The sequence below is a fragment of the Dechloromonas aromatica RCB genome (assembly GCF_000012425.1).
The window spans coordinates 2,772,334-2,787,903 of sequence record NC_007298.1 but is presented as its reverse complement, the minus strand read 5'-3'; the positions used below and the strand labels follow the sequence as shown (position 1 = coordinate 2,787,903).

The 15,570-nt window shown below is 51.0% G+C and carries 11 protein-coding genes and 3 pseudogenes; 11 read left to right on the top strand and 3 right to left on the bottom strand.

Annotated features, from left to right (window positions below; all coding sequences use genetic code 11):
• Positions 1–21: 21 nt before the first annotated feature.
• Positions 22–1,893, bottom strand: a complete 1,872-nt coding sequence (locus tag DARO_RS13265) for an ATP-binding protein (protein ID WP_011288316.1) — start codon at positions 1,891–1,893, stop codon at positions 22–24.
• Between the two features lie 138 nt (positions 1,894–2,031).
• Here DARO_RS13265 and DARO_RS13260 point away from each other — a divergent pair, with 138 nt between their 5' ends.
• The 10 genes and pseudogenes from DARO_RS13260 (at position 2,032) to moaA (ending at position 13,460) form a co-directional block, all read left to right on the top strand.
• Positions 2,032–3,438, top strand: a complete 1,407-nt coding sequence (locus DARO_RS13260; RefSeq protein ID WP_011288315.1) for a sigma-54-dependent transcriptional regulator — start codon at positions 2,032–2,034, stop codon at positions 3,436–3,438.
• A gap of 692 nt (positions 3,439–4,130) precedes the next feature.
• Positions 4,131–6,914: a molybdopterin-dependent oxidoreductase gene (locus tag DARO_RS13255; protein ID WP_011288314.1), complete on the top strand. Its 2,784-nt coding sequence runs from the start codon at positions 4,131–4,133 to the stop codon at positions 6,912–6,914.
• 36 nt (positions 6,915–6,950) lie between these two features.
• Positions 6,951–7,952, top strand: coding sequence for a 4Fe-4S dicluster domain-containing protein (locus tag DARO_RS13250; protein WP_011288313.1), 1,002 nt, complete (start codon positions 6,951–6,953; stop codon positions 7,950–7,952).
• Between the two features lie 66 nt (positions 7,953–8,018).
• Positions 8,019–8,729, top strand: coding sequence for a cytochrome c family protein (locus DARO_RS13245; RefSeq protein WP_011288312.1), 711 nt, complete (start codon positions 8,019–8,021; stop codon positions 8,727–8,729).
• Positions 8,730–8,791: 62 nt separating this feature from the next.
• Positions 8,792–9,466 carry a molecular chaperone TorD family protein gene (locus DARO_RS13240; protein ID WP_049758697.1) on the top strand — a complete coding sequence of 225 codons (675 nt, stop codon included), beginning with the start codon at positions 8,792–8,794 and terminating at the stop codon, positions 9,464–9,466.
• A gap of 89 nt (positions 9,467–9,555) precedes the next feature.
• Positions 9,556–10,404 (top strand): chlorite dismutase family protein, encoded by an 849-nt coding sequence (locus DARO_RS13235; RefSeq protein ID WP_011288310.1) that lies wholly within the window; start codon positions 9,556–9,558, stop codon positions 10,402–10,404.
• A gap of 180 nt (positions 10,405–10,584) precedes the next feature.
• Positions 10,585–11,160 carry a NapC/NirT family cytochrome c gene (locus DARO_RS13230; protein ID WP_011288309.1) on the top strand — a complete coding sequence of 192 codons (576 nt, stop codon included), beginning with the start codon at positions 10,585–10,587 and terminating at the stop codon, positions 11,158–11,160.
• 50 nt (positions 11,161–11,210) lie between these two features.
• Positions 11,211–12,071 (top strand): ethylbenzene dehydrogenase-related protein, encoded by an 861-nt coding sequence (locus DARO_RS13225; RefSeq protein WP_011288308.1) that lies wholly within the window; start codon positions 11,211–11,213, stop codon positions 12,069–12,071.
• A 74-nt stretch (positions 12,072–12,145) separates the two neighbouring features.
• Positions 12,146–12,296 (top strand): annotated as a pseudogene (gene tatA, locus DARO_RS22375) (twin-arginine translocase TatA/TatE family subunit).
• Positions 12,297–12,488: 192 nt separating this feature from the next.
• Entirely contained in the window at positions 12,489–13,460 is a 972-nt protein-coding gene (moaA, locus tag DARO_RS13215) for a GTP 3',8-cyclase MoaA (RefSeq protein ID WP_011288307.1), read from the top strand.
• 418 nt (positions 13,461–13,878) lie between these two features.
• On the opposite strand, the pseudogene DARO_RS13210 reads toward moaA, so the two are convergent.
• Positions 13,879–14,079, bottom strand: a pseudogene (locus tag DARO_RS13210) (transposase domain-containing protein); the annotation flags it as partial.
• A 22-nt stretch (positions 14,080–14,101) separates the two neighbouring features.
• On the opposite strand from DARO_RS13210, the pseudogene DARO_RS23355 reads away from it, so the two are divergent.
• A pseudogene (locus DARO_RS23355) lies at positions 14,102–14,326 on the top strand (transposase domain-containing protein); the annotation flags it as partial.
• A gap of 95 nt (positions 14,327–14,421) precedes the next feature.
• On the opposite strand, the gene DARO_RS13205 reads toward DARO_RS23355, so the two are convergent.
• Positions 14,422–15,486: a DUF932 domain-containing protein gene (locus DARO_RS13205; protein WP_011288306.1), complete on the bottom strand. Its 1,065-nt coding sequence runs from the start codon at positions 15,484–15,486 to the stop codon at positions 14,422–14,424.
• Between the last annotated feature and the right edge of the window lie 84 nt (positions 15,487–15,570).

The following is a 15,570-nucleotide window of genomic DNA, read 5'->3' as shown; positions in this document are numbered from 1 at the left end:
ATGTCGCCCAAGGTGGTGAATTTAGCTAAGTTCTGCACTTTCGGGGGAGTCATCCGGCCCTTCTTGGGTTAGGGGGAGAACGACAACAACTGTAGTTCCGTGGTCTCGTTCCGAATCCAGATATACCTGCCCTCCGTGTTGAGCGACGATACGCTGCACTATTGCCAGTCCCAATCCAGTTCCTCTGGAGCTAGTAGTGAAGAAAGGATCAAATACCTTGTCAGCAATTTGGGGGGAAATACCCGGACCATCATCTTCAAAGCGTATTTCTACAGATGGCTGTGATTCATGTAGGAGGCAGCGAGTCCGAATTATTATGAGCCCCCACTCAGGTACGGCATAAATAGCGTTCCCGAGTACATTCTGAAACAGCTGTAATAATTTATTTCGGTCAGCCATGATCGTGGGCAGTTTTTCTTCCCCTTCCATACGGACTTCTACGGATTTCCGCGTTATTTCTGGCAAGAGGGATACCGACGCTGCCCTGAGCGTATCTCCCAGATCTACCCAGTCGAATTCTGCAGTACCTGGGCGCGCATAAGTCAGCATGTCATTCAGAATTGTCTCCATGTAACGAACCTGCCCGAGGGCGATCTCACAATTTTCTATTTGCATATCTCCCTCCTTGCGATGGTGTTCGTCGAGTATCTGCAGATTCATTTTTACCGATGACAGCGCGTTACGTAGGTCATGAGCAATCATTGAGGCCATTTGTCCCATGGCGCTTTGCTCGGAGTTTTTTCCGGCTAGGCGCAATTGTTCGGCCATCCGCATCATTGCCCGACTGAGCGTCCCGATTTCATCATTGTTGTTCGTCGGGATCACAATATTCTGGTCACCTGAGGCAATGCGGTTAGCCGCCTTGGTTAGAACATCAATGGGCCTCAGGAGCCGACCTGTAGAGACAAACAGCGTCAATACCATCAGGAGTCCGATGCTCGCAACCGCAATAGCAAGTTGCCTTTGAAGCGCAGCGGCTTTGATCTCCAGTTCAACTAGAGATATCACCCCTCCTACCACCAATACATTCTCAATTTCATTCCCTTCACCAACATTCAAAGTCGCACGACGAATTCCCAACATCGTTGTAATCGCGGGAAATTCCATGATTAGCTGAGGCTGAGCCCCAGACAAAACGTGATCCCAGGTATGACTCAACTTGAAATCGCGGATTGCATTTGCAGCCTTTTGAGGAGAACTGCCCGACGCCTCCGGACGGGACTGGTAAAGGTATTGACCAGCACTATCAGCAATCCAGTAAGCAATTCCATCATGGGTTTTACCCAGTGTTCTAAACACTTGATCGATGGCAACAACCACAGCAATTGCGCCGATCACATTGCGATCCTTGCCTCGTACCGGGATGCTGGCAAACAGCACCCTTTCTCCACTTGTTTCATCGCTCAGGTTTCGGGTTTGTTCATTGAAATTTCTTAGCCCCTGCTTTTCTGCCAACAATGACTCAAAATTCCAATTTGCAACTGGCGGATCCACCATGGTGTGAACTACGTTATCGTTCCGCAAACTAACCAGTACGCGATGCGCTCCTGTGGCAGAGTCCAATAGCATCTTCACTTGTCTATAGGCGTGCCGTTCCCGCATCATAATGTCGAACTGTTCAGCAACTTTTTGAAGGCCGTCAACACTAGGTTCGGCATTCTCCTCAATCATGTATCGCGCACTTCCATCTGCGAGCATCGATAAATCGCTCTTCACCATGTTGATGGTGCTCTGGAGTATTCTTGCCTCCCGCTCCAAGCTATCAGTTACGCGCTTGCCCTCTAATCCGTGAAGCGCATCGGTGGCAGCGCTCCAGGTCAGAACAATAGTGATTACCACAGAGAGTGCGGTGACCAATAGCGTGATGAAAAGAAGCTTTTTTGTAATACTCATGGCGAAGAAGGCAGCAACAGAAAATTGAGATACATCAATCTAGCCCATAGAAAATTAGTTCTACCCATCCAGTGGTTCGAGCAACGCTCCGTCCCGATGGGTGTTCTCTTAAGGGTTTGAAGGATGTCGGGGGTAAAAATGGTTGGAGATCGTGAATTGGCACACATACTTATTGTCGATGATGACTTGGCGATATGCCAGACACTGAAATCTCATTTTCAAAAAAACGCTTTTCAAGTGTCGCTGGCTAATACGGCGGAAGCAGGAATTACTATCGCTCTTTCAAGCAATATTGACGCCATCATCTCGGACATTCGCCTGCCTGCAAAAGGAGGCCTTGACCTTTTGCGCGAGGTCAAAGCGCTAAAGCCAGAACTACCGATCATTATGATTACAGCGTTCCATAATATGGAGATGACGGTGGCGGCGATGCAATGCGGGGCTATGGACTACGTTCCAAAGCCCATCGACCTCCCGGAATTGGACGCAGCGGTTAATAGAGCTCTCTTTGCTTCCAGTCGTTCAGACCATGTGACAGGAGAACCGCTGATCATTGGAGCGACAGATGTAAGCCCAACACAAATTGTGGGTCAATCATTTGCCATGAAAGAGGTCTACAAAAGCATCGCACTTGTGGCGCAGAGCAGGGTGACGGCCTTGATTCTCGGAGAGTCTGGCACGGGGAAAGAGTTGGTTGCCCGTGCAATACACAACGCAAGTGCCGAACGGGATATGCCTTTTATTGCGGTCAACTGTGCCGCTTTGGTTGACTCTCTCCTTGAGAGTGAACTGTTCGGCCATGAGCGAGGTGCTTTCACTGGCGCCGTCAATGCGCACAAAGGAAAAGTCGAGCAAGTAGGGGAGGGGACGTTGTTCTTGGACGAGGTCGCCGAGTTGACCCCCCTTATCCAAGGCAAACTACTGCGTATCCTAGAGGCACGAGAATATAGTCCAGTAGGCAGTGCACAAGTTAAAAAAAGCAAGGCCAGATTCATAGCGGCAACAAACGTAGACTTGCAAGCAAGGGTTGCCTCCGGCGAGTTTCGCGAAGATCTTTTTTACCGCCTCAACGTTGCTTCCATCAACCTACCGCCTTTGCGAGAACGGCAAGGAGACATGCCAAGATTGATCGATTTCCTTCTTCGGAAGATCAATCGTGACCTACGTAAAAACATACGTAGAGTGTCTGGTGAAGCTATGGCTTGCCTCAATGCCTTCGCATGGCCTGGCAATGTTCGGCAACTTGACAATGTACTCATGAAAGCTGCGGTAATGGAACGCGGCGACACTCTCACCATTGACCGTCTTCCGCCTGAAATAAAATGCTCACGAATGCCAGCATCAGCATTAGAGATCGATACTTCCATGCCGAAAGACCTTCTTTCACTTCGGGAGTTAGAAAAAAATCACATCGTGCGCGTGCTGCAAAGAACCGGTTGGCATAAAGGACAGGCCTGTGAAATTCTTGATATTTCTCGTCCTAAGCTTGAGCGACGTATCCATGAATTTAATCTCAGCCCTCCTGATCGTCCTAGCGACGATTGAGTGACTTGCATATTCCGCAGAGTTTCTGGTCGAAATTCTCAAGTTCTTCGTCGCTGGCGACGTGAGCGACTGGCTCTGCACTAGCAACTGGTCAAGCCGTGTCTGGTCAGAGTCCTTGTGCGTACGGCGATTGGCGAGTAGCAGCCACAGGCTCCGCTTGATGGTCTGCTGACCAGAAAGATCATTGAATTTTTCGCCCTACTTGAACTGCGTCAGCCAACTATCGCGGATCGCCTTGCTTAACAACTACACCTGGAAGCGGTTGAAGACGATGGCAGCCGATGGCAAGCATGTTGATAGCATAGCGCCCAAATAGGCATTCGGTTTCAGGGATATCAGTCATCTTTTTATATCGTCGTCAAACGACGAAGAGCCCATTTTCAACGGGTGCCCAGGCAGGCAAGGGATTTAACGAAACGTTAAATCTCATTTCGTTAAATTTAACGAAATGAACCCCCTGAATTTATTTGAACTTGATGCCCTTTCAGATGCTTAGTTGACCTAGATCAATAAACCATCATTTTAATGTGGGTTTTGACGTGATCTTCGAGCTACCAACCATTGGCATGCTCATTGCTGTTATCCCTTCGAAGTTGCATACGACCGTATACCAAATCTCAGGGGGTTTCTGAGCGCCGCGCAAGCGAAGTACGGTTTCGGCACTCGGTCAAACAGTAGATAAGGAGATGACAATGGTTCAAATGACACGAAGAGGCTTCTTGCTAGCCTCTGGCGCTACGCTCTTGGGAAGTTCTCTCAGTTTTAGAACCTTAGCCGCCGCTGCAGATCTTAGTGGGGCTTTCGAGTACTCAGGATGGGAAAACTTTCATCGAGCCCAGTGGTCTTGGGACAAGAAAACCCGTGGTGCTCACTTGATCAACTGCACAGGCGCATGCCCGCACTTTGTTTACTCAAAAGAAGGAGTGGTGATCCGCGAAGAACAGTCAAAGGATATTGCTCCGATGACGGGCATCCCCGAGTACAACCCTCGGGGGTGCAACAAAGGTGAGTGTGCCCACGACTACATGTATGGCCCTCATCGGCTGAAATATCCCTTGATTCGTGTTGGCGAACGCGGCGAAGGCAAGTGGCGGCGCGCATCATGGGATGAGGCGCTTGACATGATTGCGGACAAGGTTGTTGACACAATCAAGAACCATGCACCCGACTGCATCAGCGTTTACTCCCCGGTGCCAGCGGTAGCGCCTGTCTCCTTCTCGGCAGGGCATAGGTTTGCGCATTACATTGGCGCCCACACCCATACTTTTTTCGACTGGTATGGCGATCACCCGACAGGTCAGACTCAAACCTGCGGTGTTCAGGGAGATACAGCGGAAACCGCAGACTGGTTTAATTCCAAGTACATCATTCTTTGGGGAGCAAACCCGACTCAAACACGAATTCCTGATGCGCATTTCCTATCCGAAGCGCAACTCAACGGCACGAAGATCGTAAGCATCGCACCAGATTTCAACTCATCAGCAATCAAAGTCGACAAATGGATCCATCCGCAACCTGGTACCGATGGTGCGCTCGCATTGTCCATGGCCCATGTAATTATCAAAGAAAAGCTTTATGACGCCCACAATCTGAAGGAGCAGACTGATCTTTCTTACTTGGTGCGAAGCGATACCAAGCGCTTTCTGCGAGAAGCGGATGTGGTTGCGGGTGGCTCTAAGGACAAGTTCTATTTGTGGGATGTAAGAACAGGCAAGCCGGTGATTCCGAAGGGGTGCTGGGGTGACCAACCAGAACAGAAAGCCCCCCCCGTGGCATTCATGGGACGCAATACCAATACGTTCCCAAAAGGCTACATCGATCTTGGAGATATTGATCCCGCACTTGAAGGGAAATTTAAGATTCAATTGCTGGATGGAAAGAGTATTGAGGTCCGACCTGTTTTTGAAATTCTGAAGTCTCGGATCATGGCAGACAATACGCCAGAAAAAGCAGCAAAAATAACTGGTGTGCCAGCCAAGTCTATTACCGAGCTAGCTCGGGAATATGCCACCGCCAAACCATCGATGATCATTTGTGGCGGCGGAACTCAACACTGGTATTACAGCGACGTGCTATTGCGCGCAATGCATCTACTTACAGCATTGACAGGTAGCGAGGGGAAAAATGGAGGGGGGCTAAATCACTACATCGGACAGTGGAAACCCACATTCCTTCCTGGGCTCGTTGCGCTCGCCTTCCCCGAAGGACCGGCAAAGCAGCGCTTTTGCCAAACCACTATCTGGACCTACATCCATGCTGAGGTCAACGATCAGATTTTGAACTCTGATGTCGATACGGAGAAATACCTCCGCGAGGCATTTGCCTCCCGCCAGATGCCAAATTTGCCACGTGATGGCCGTGATCCAAAGGTCTTCATAATCTATCGTGGCAATTGGCTGAATCAAGCCAAAGGTCAAAAATACGTTCTCCGTAATTTGTGGCCAAAGCTCGAACTGGTTGTCGACATCAACATCCGGATGGATTCGACGGCTCTATATTCTGATGTGGTTCTGCCTTCGGCTCACTGGTATGAAAAGCTCGATCTCAATGTGACCGAAGAGCACACATTTATCAATATGACCGAGCCGGCGATCAAGCCGATGTGGGAATCGAAAACTGACTGGCAAATTTTCCTCGCCTTGTCGAAGAGGGTTGAGATGGCCGCCAATCGGAAGGGCTATCAGAAATTTAATGACGAGCAGTTCAAATGGGTACGCAATCTTTCCAATCTGTGGAACCAGATGACGATGGACGGAAAACTCGCCGAGGACGCTGCGGCAGCCCAATACATTCTGGACAATGCCCCGCATTCAAAGGGCATAACACTCGACATGCTGCGTGAAAAGCCGCAACGCTTCAAAGCGAACTGGACCTCAAGTATGAAAGAGGGTGTGCCTTACACGCCATTTCAGAATTTTGTTGTTGATAAAAAGCCATGGCCAACCCTGACCGGACGCCAACAGTTCTATTTGGATCACGAGACGTTCTTCGATATGGGAGTTGAATTGCCGGTATATAAGGCGCCCATCGATGCAGACAAATATCCATTCCGCTTTAATTCCCCTCATAGCAGGCATTCGATTCACTCAACATTTAAAGACAGTGTGTTGATGCTCCGTTTGCAGCGCGGGGGACCATCGATTGATATCTCGTCAATCGATGCAAAAACTCTAGGTATCAAGGACAACGATTGGGTCGAGGTCTGGAATGACCATGGGAAAGTCATTTGTCGGGTCAAGATCCGCAGTGGTGAGCAGCGAGGACGTGTATCCATGTGGCACACCCCGGAGTTGTATATGGACCTCATTGAGGGGGGGTCGCAAAGCGTATGCCCGGTGCGGATCACGCCAACCCATCTTGTCGGCAACTATGGCCACCTTGTGTTTCGTCCCAATTACTACGGCCCCGGCGGAACACAGCGCGACGTGCGCGTGAACATGAAGAGATACATCGGCGCAACGCCCATGAGTTTCTAGTCAGAAACCCCGAACCAGAAAATAGGAAATTAAACCATGGCTAATGTGATGAAGGCGCCTAAGCGCCAATTGACATACGTTACCGACTTGAACAAGTGCATCGGTTGCCAGACCTGTACCGTGGCATGCAAGAAATTGTGGACTACAGGCCCAGGTCAAGACTTCATGTACTGGCGAAATGTCGAAACAACGCCGGGTCTAGGCTACCCGAGAAATTGGCAGACCAAGGGTGGTGGCTACAAAAATGGCGAACTGCAAAAGGGCAAGATTCCACCGATGATCGACTATGGAATCCCATTTGAGTTTGACTATGCCGGACGTCTTTTCGAAGGCAAGAAGGAGCGTGTGCGTCCTAGTCCCACTCCCCGTTCGGCCCCCAACTGGGATGAAGACCAGGGGGCTGGAGAGTATCCCAACAACTCCTTTTTCTACCTGCCACGTATGTGCAACCACTGCACTAAGCCAGCATGCCTAGAAGCATGCCCGAATGAGGCGATCTATAAACGTGAGCAAGACGGAATAGTCGTAATTCATCAGGACAAGTGCAAAGGCGCTCAAGCGTGTGTGCAGTCCTGCCCATATGCCAAACCGTACTTCAATCCAGTAGCTAACAAAGCCAATAAATGTATTGGCTGCTTCCCGCGGATAGAACAAGGTGTGGCCCCCGGCTGCGTTGCTCAATGTGTTGGCCGTGCCATGCACGTGGGATTTATTGACGACACCAATAGCTCTGTACATAAACTAATACGCTTGTATAAGGTCGCCCTGCCTTTACATCCCGAGTTTGGTACTGAACCAAATGTGTTCTATGTCCCTCCTGTGCTTGGGCCGCGCATGGAACTTCCAAATGGGGAACTGTCGACTGACCCGAAGATTCCTCTGGCTCAACTGGAGGGTCTGTTTGGCAAACAGGTGCGTGATGTGTTGGCGATCCTTCAAACTGAGCGCGAGAAAAAAATGAAGGGACTGGCCTCGGATTTAATGGATGTGTTGATCGGTCGTCGCAGCGCCGACATGATGATTTCTCCTTTGACCTGATGTTGCAGTGAAGCGGCCGCACGGGCCGCTTTTTCCTACCAGTCGTTTCTATCGAGATTGCTCGCCATGATAAAAATTCTTGCTCTCGCCACCCTACTTATTTCTGGTTTTCTTCCCGGTGTGACCGTGGCGCAACAAGCGGAATACCTCGGTTTTCGCGCATGCACCAAATGTCACGACTCCCAGGGTGAGACGTGGCGCGCTTCGGCCCATGCGAAAGCCTTCGATTCGCTGAAGCCGAACGCAAAATCAGAGGCGAAAACCAAAGCAAAACTGGATCCCAAAAAGGACTACACGCAGGACAAAAACTGCGTGGGTTGCCACGTAACAGGTTACGGCGAACCGGGTGGATTTGTCTCAGGGGCTTCTCTGGACGACATGAAGACACTAGTGGGCGTGACCTGCGAATCCTGCCACGGAGCAGGTGGAAAGTTCCGCAATCTCCATGGGGAAGCCAGCGACAGGCTCAAGAACCAAGGCGAAACCAGCGAGCGGAAACAACTTGTGACCGCCGGGCAGAACTTCGATATGGAAAAGGCATGTGCTCGTTGCCATCTCAATTTTGAAGGCTCTACGAAGCATGACGCGAAGGCACCGTTCACACCATTTTCTCCATCCGTCGGGTCCAAGTATCAGTTCGATTTTCAGAAGTCAGTTATGACAACAGGTGCAGGCAATCCCATTCATACGCATTTCAAGCTGCGCGGCGTATTCAAAGGCGATCCAGTGCCTGCTGTTCGCGCAAAACTTCAGGAAGATGCACCCGAGCCAGAATAGCGATTAAAGGCACACGAGGACGTTTGAACAGTCTGGATGCCGATCAAGAAATGAGGAATCAAATGAATACCCTTAATGACGAAGCAGTTGTTGAAAGAATCGACAAGTCATTGGCACGCAGCCGCGTATATAGCCTGCTTGCTATTGGATTGGGATTTCCTGATGTCGAAAGTCATGCCGGCTTTTCAGACGGACGGCTAATGATTGAGATGCATCAGGCACTAGAGGTCTGCATGCCCGGTCTGGCCGAATATTTCAGCGAACAGATCGCACCTCGCCTTAAGTTGACATGCTCCTTCGAAGATTTCGAAGCATTGTTCCTTACTGCTTTCGAGACAAACATGCCGGTACCAAGCGCAGCCTTGTATGAGGGTGTGCATGTTCAGCAGAGTAACCGACCGGGATTGATTCTTGAACTAAAAGGCTTTTATCGGAATTTTGGACTAACGATGGACGCCCAAGGAAATGAACTCGAAGACACGCTTACAGCTGAGCTTGAATTTATGCATTTTCTTACGGCAAAACAGGCACAGGCAGAAATGGAAAGCCTATCACCAAATGCGTACCAACGGGCTCAACGAGACTTTTTGGAGCGCCACTTGGTGGTCTGGCTACCTCTTGTGCGTGCAGAGGTAAACGCAAAGGTAGCAACCCAGTTTTTTGTTGCTTTGATAGATCTGGCTGAACGATTTGTAGACGCTCACCTAGAAGAGATGCTGTTCGAACTCAATTCATAGATTCGACCGGACAAGGGGTTCAAGTATGCAGACTCCGAAGTTTATAGGTTGTTAGATTTCATTTATTCATTTCACACAAGGGGATATCCATGACAAACCTGTCAATTCACAATTTCAAATTGAGCCTCGTTGCCGCTGTTATCGGCTCAGCGATGGTGATGACTTCGTCACCTGTTGCGGCGCAGCAGGCAATGCAACCCATGCAGTCAATGAAAATTGAGCGCGGTACTATCCTGACCCAACCAGGGGTCTTTGGCGTTTTTACGATGTTCAAATTACGCCCTGATTGGAACAAGGTTCCGGTGGCGGAACGCAAGGGTGCAGCAGAAGAGGTGAAGAAACTAATTGAGAAGCATAAGGATAACGTCCTGGTTGATCTCTACCTGACACGTGGCCTGGAAACCAATTCTGACTTTTTCTTCCGTATCAACGCCTACGACTTGGCAAAAGCCCAGACCTTCATGCGCGAATTCCGCTCGACAACTGTCGGGAAGAATGCCGATGTTTTTGAAACGCTCGTCGGTGTAACAAAGCCCTTGAACTACATCAGCAAAGACAAGTCTCCCGGGCTGAATGCGGGACTTAGTTCTGCCACTTATAGCGGGCCAGCACCGCGCTACGTTATCGTAATCCCAGTCAAGAAAAACGCGGAATGGTGGAACATGTCGCCGGAAGAGCGTTTAAAGGAAATGGAAGTTCACACGACACCTACCCTAGCCTATCTTGTGAACGTCAAGCGCAAGTTGTACCACTCAACTGGCCTGGATGACACCGATTTCATCACGTACTTTGAGACCGATGATCTGACTGCATTCAATAATCTAATGCTCTCTCTGGCGCAGGTCAAAGAGAATAAATTCCACGTTCGCTGGGGCAGTCCGACAACGCTCGGAACCATTCACTCCCCGGAAGACGTGATCAAGGCGCTTGCCGATTAACCGGTGGCTATAAAAGGCTGTTCCTCTCATGAGTGTCTGGAGCAGCCTTGTCTCGCTATCTTTGAGTAAGGTCCCAGGGAGTCGCCATATGCCTCGGTATTTGCGCATTTGAGAATCTGAAACTCACCTTGCTCGTTTCAGATCGCCGAGTAACCGAATCGCAATTAAGCATGCTAATCAATGAAAAACATTCTCAGATCGCTACGCCAACCAAGCACTAAATATTCACTTTTGGGCTTGCTCTCTATAGGCTTTATCGCAGGCATCTTCTTTTGGGGGGGCTTTAATACCGTAATGGAAGCCACCAACACACTTGAATTCTGTATTTCATGTCATGAAATGCGTGACAACGTATATCAGGAATACAAGGAAACCATTCACTTTACCAATCGCACTGGCGTTCGCGCCGTTTGCTCGGACTGCCATGTACCCAAGGACTGGGGCCACAAGATGATGCGCAAGATCCAAGCGAGTGGCGAAGTCTACGGCAAACTCATGGGAACCATTGATACCAAGGAAAAGTTTGAAGCCAAGCGCCTCGAACTAGCCGAACACGAATGGGCACGAATGAAAGCCAGCGATTCGCGCGAATGCCGCAACTGTCACAGTTTTGAAGGCATGAACACGGAAAAGCAAAAATTACGCGGTGCCAAAATGCACAAAATCGCTCAGGACGATAAAAAGACCTGTATCGATTGCCACAAAGGTATCGCCCACCGCAAACCGAAAGGTATGAAAGAGGAAGATGACGAGTGATCGTCGCCTATCGGTGACACCAATCATCGACAACCGTCTGGAGAAATTAAATGAAAAAAAGTGCCATGTCAGTCGCCATTCTTGGTGCCGTATTTTCCCTTGGGTCTCAACTTGCTCACGCCGTTCCGGACTGGAGCAAGGTTCCCAAGAGAGATATTCAAGTGTTCCATCCTGGTGTAACTCCGATCGAATGGATTACTAAGAAATCTGATCACAGTGGCAGGACGGGACTGGTTAAAGGAGAAAGCTGTGTTGGCTGCCACGAAGAAAAGGGTGGGCTTAATTTTGACATGAAGCGCTTGGCGGGGAAGGATCTGGAGCCGCTCGGCGCTCCAAAAACGATGAACTTCCCGGTCTCGGTGCAAGTTGCATACGACAAGGAATATGCCTATATCCGCCTAACCTTCAAGGCGCCTGCCGGAGCAGCCAATGCTGCCGACAAGGAGAATGATGTCAAGGTCGCTGTCATGTTTGCCAACGACAAAGTTGCGGCAGCCTCCGGTGACAAAACGATTCCGGGCGACCAGGTTGGTTGTTGGGCGACCTGCCACGCCGATGCGCGCACGATGCCCGGGGCCGACGACAAAAAGACGAAGTACGTAAAGGATGGCGCCTATGAATTGATGCAGTGGAAGAGTTCTAAGGGTGCCAAGGTCGTTGATGGTTCTGTGAGCGACAAGCGCAACATGGAAGGCGGCATGGCCGGTGCAAAGGCTGAAGGTACCAAGGCGGGTGACATATATACCGTCACCTTTACGCGCAAGCTTTCGGGCGCCTTGGCTGATGGCAAAGTAGTGCCATTTGGCGTTGCGGTTCATGCCGATCATTCAACGGGTCGCTTCCACCACGTTTCGCTTGGTTACAAACTTGGCTTTGGCGCTGATGGCGATATCAAAGCCGTCAAACAGTAAGCTTGATCGCGTCAGCAGTATTTAGGATGAAATTAAGATAAAAATTTTATGACCAATAGAAGGGAACTCTTAACATTTGGCATTGGTTGCTCGTTCTGGTCATCATTCTGCTAAGTTTTGGAACTAAAAAGCTGCCCAGTATTGACCTTGGATCTAGGTGGTGCGGTGAGGGGGTTCAAGGTGGGCGAAAATAAGGCGGACTCCCACGATGGAAACAAAGCTTGAGACGCGCTGCTTAACCGGCGTGTCCCACTGGGCGATGTCTAGCCAATTTGCAACGGTGTGATGCAACCCGCCCATTCCACACAAGAGTCTGTCAGCATTTCCGTTGGCAATAAGATGCAACATTGTCTTTTTGCATTTTTTTGGTCGTTGGCGCGTAAAAGTTCGCGCCTATTTTGGTGAAGTCATGGTTCGATGTTAATTGATGGTTGTGGTCGTCGGATAGATTATCTCCGATTGTCGGTGACTGATCGTTGCGACTTGCGATGCGCTTACTGCATGCCGCCGGAGTTTAACGATTATGAAATTCCCAATCATTGGTTAATGTTCAGTGAGATCGTGAGGGTTTGCAGGATATTCATTGATCTTGGGGTTTCCAGAGTGCGTCTCACTGGCGGCGAACCCTTGGTAAGATCCAGAATCGGCGATCTAGTCCAAGAAATCGGACAACTTCCCGGACTGAACGATCTTTCCCTCAGCACCAATGGCACACGATTGAAGCAATTTGCACCTAAACTTCTTGCTTCCGGTGTTACGCGACTAAATGTTAGCCTTGATACGTTGTCGCCAAGTCGATTTCTGACATTGACTCGGCGTGACGCTCTGCACGATGTCCTCGCAGGACTCGATGTGGCGAGAAAGTGTGGATTTCGCCTGATAAAGATCAATATGGTTTGGTTGCCCGAATTCAACGGTAACGAACTAGACGCAATGATCGACTACTGCATGGAACGCAGTTTTGTGTTGCGCTTGATCGAGAACATGCCAATGGGGGATACTGCACGTCAACTTGGCACCTCATCCCTCCAGCCCCTAATCGGCCACCTTAGAGAGCGCTTCCATCTGGTCGATCACATCGTTGCTGGCGGAGGTCCTGCTCGCTACCTTGCGACTCCGGATCGGTCCTTCTCTGTCGGTTTTATTACCCCTATGTCCCAACACTTTTGCGAGGCATGCAACCGTGTCAGGCTTTCGGTAACCGGCACGTTACACTTATGTCTTGGTCAGAATGACCACCTCGAACTATTGCCAATGTTGCGTGGAGGATCGACCGATGAGGAAATCGCCGATCAAATTCGCGCAGCAGTTATGCAAAAGCCATTCAGCCACGAATTCCAAACAAATCCCAAGAAGATCGTTCGTATCATGGCATCGACTGGTGGATAATTAGCGCTACGGCATCTATAAATGTGCTGCTTCATGCTTGGGAATGAGCAGCGGTTGAAAGCATGCCACATGCCATTTCCATGACAACTGCCGATGTGGCAGACCGTGTTGAAACTGCCGTACCGTCGTTGCCAGTTCAATCGTCCGGTGTAGGCGCAAAGCGTGAATAGAAGGATTCGATAACCTGCCGCTCGGATTCCTCGGAATAGGATGTTTTTCACCAATTGGCTGAATGGCTTCAACGCGAACTTGGATTCAACCGGTCGACGCAACACTGTAGAGCCTGAGTAGGCAGAAGGAGTGTTGCAGATGAAGCAAAGACCGAGGATCTATTACACGGAAAGTCAGAAAGCCCTTGATGTTGGAGCGTTGGAGGAAAGGGGAGTCCCTTCAACAGTAAGTCCCCGGTGAATTCAGGTCAGGCGAGGATTTTAGGCTGCCAGCGATGCGGCAGCAGTTCGCCGATACGGCTTACCGGTTGGATCGGCAGGCGAGTCAGGACATCCTTCAGATAGGCCAACGGTTCATGGCCATTGATCTTTGCGGACTGGACGAGGCTCATGATGCCGGCAGCGCGTTTGCCGGCGCGCAGGCTGCCCGCAAATAGCCAGTTCTTGCGATTCTCGAAGTATTTCGATAACCGCAAGCATTTCTTGTTTGCCGGTTCAGATGCGGACAGTGATCGGACCGCCGCGATTTATAGCCTGGTTGGCTAAGCGAAACTCGACGGCCTCGACCCGGAAGCTTATCTGCGCATCATCATTGAACAGATTGCCGACTACCGAATCAGCGAACTCGACGACCTCCTGCCTTGGAATGTCGCGGACCAGATCACCAAGACCGCTGAACTCGCTGCTGCAGCCTGATTCCGATTAGTTCGGAAAGACGTTGGTGACCGGACGGTTACGTTGAATGCCGAACCGGAACAAATGTCCCGGCCGGCTTTCAACAGGCTTCTGGATCAGGCCGCTTCGGCCAGTCCTTTCCATTCATGGGCCGACAAGTCGATCAGCCGACCGCCCAAGGCTTCGAACTCCGTCGCGCGGTCATAATCCTCGACCTCCTGACTGTAATGCGTCACCGCATTGACCAGACCGTAACCCGACAACTCGCCCTCAGCGATCAGATGGCGCAGTACGCCGGCCCGTTCGCCTTCGTTCATCAGGTAGCGTTGGGCCAGCACCTCGACCGTCTTCACCGGGTCGCCCACCAGCGGGATGTTGAGCGTCTTCTGCAACTTCTGCGCTGTCTGGCGGAAGGTCGCATCCGATACCGCCGCTTGCACCACATCGCGCACCTTCAGGAAAAAGGCCTTGTCATCGGCACGCAGGGTGTCGTCCTGGTAGACCTGGATGCGTTCATCCTCGCCACCGAGCGCGCGACCGACGTGCATCTTGCGCAATGAGCGATCGGGGACGATCAGGCCATTGCTACAGACCAGCCGGAACAGCAGCGGCTGCACCGACAGCGTGCCCTGGCCAACCTCCGAGTTCGAGATCACGACGCCGGCCTGCACTACGTCGCCGGGTGCCATCTCGTATTTCAGGCGCGGCGTGATGCACTTCAGGTACATCTTGGTCTCGGTCAGTTCGACCGACTCGAAACGTACCTCGGGCAACTGCTGCAGGATGGGCAGCACGCTCTCGGCCAGGTCGAAGTTGTCCAGGCGGCGGTAGCGATCCGACAACACCGCACGTACCTGACCATCCAGGGTGCGCAGCATGCGCCGGTCTTCCTCGCTTTGCAGCCAGGTGTTCACGTTGCGATCAAGCAGGGCCGGCTGGTCTTCACGCATGCGCTCGAAATAGGCATACGGGATCTTCAGCTTGTCCGCCAGTTGGCGGCGCGCCAGAGGCGTGACGCCATAGTGCACCGGGTTGCTGCCTTCCTCGATGACCAGTCGGGTTTCACCCTGTTCGTCGGTGGTATGGCGTATCAGCGCCGAGGGCACGATCAGGTCCTTCTTCGAATCCAGCTGGCGTTCCAGTTCCTGGGCCAGGCTGACGAGAGAACGTCCGTTTTTCATAGCAATCTCCTTGTCGGAAAAGAAAAAGCGGAGACGGCATCGCCCACGGGTGGGGATGCGCATCCCCGCCAGGGTCGATGACGG

Coding starts and splice junctions, on each gene's coding strand:
- DARO_RS13265 (WP_011288316.1), bottom strand. CDS start 1,893: ATGAGTATTACAAAAAAGCTTCTTTTCATCACGCTATTGGTCACCGCA.
- DARO_RS13235 (WP_011288310.1), top strand. CDS start 9,556: ATGACAAACCTGTCAATTCACAATTTCAAATTGAGCCTCGTTGCCGCT.
- DARO_RS13255 (WP_011288314.1), top strand. CDS start 4,131: ATGGTTCAAATGACACGAAGAGGCTTCTTGCTAGCCTCTGGCGCTACG.
- DARO_RS13230 (WP_011288309.1), top strand. CDS start 10,585: ATGAAAAACATTCTCAGATCGCTACGCCAACCAAGCACTAAATATTCA.
- DARO_RS13205 (WP_011288306.1), bottom strand. CDS start 15,486: ATGAAAAACGGACGTTCTCTCGTCAGCCTGGCCCAGGAACTGGAACGC.
- DARO_RS13260 (WP_011288315.1), top strand. CDS start 2,032: ATGGTTGGAGATCGTGAATTGGCACACATACTTATTGTCGATGATGAC.
- DARO_RS13225 (WP_011288308.1), top strand. CDS start 11,211: ATGAAAAAAAGTGCCATGTCAGTCGCCATTCTTGGTGCCGTATTTTCC.
- moaA (WP_011288307.1), top strand. CDS start 12,489: ATGTTAATTGATGGTTGTGGTCGTCGGATAGATTATCTCCGATTGTCG.
- DARO_RS13240 (WP_049758697.1), top strand. CDS start 8,792: ATGAATACCCTTAATGACGAAGCAGTTGTTGAAAGAATCGACAAGTCA.
- DARO_RS13245 (WP_011288312.1), top strand. CDS start 8,019: ATGATAAAAATTCTTGCTCTCGCCACCCTACTTATTTCTGGTTTTCTT.
- DARO_RS13250 (WP_011288313.1), top strand. CDS start 6,951: ATGGCTAATGTGATGAAGGCGCCTAAGCGCCAATTGACATACGTTACC.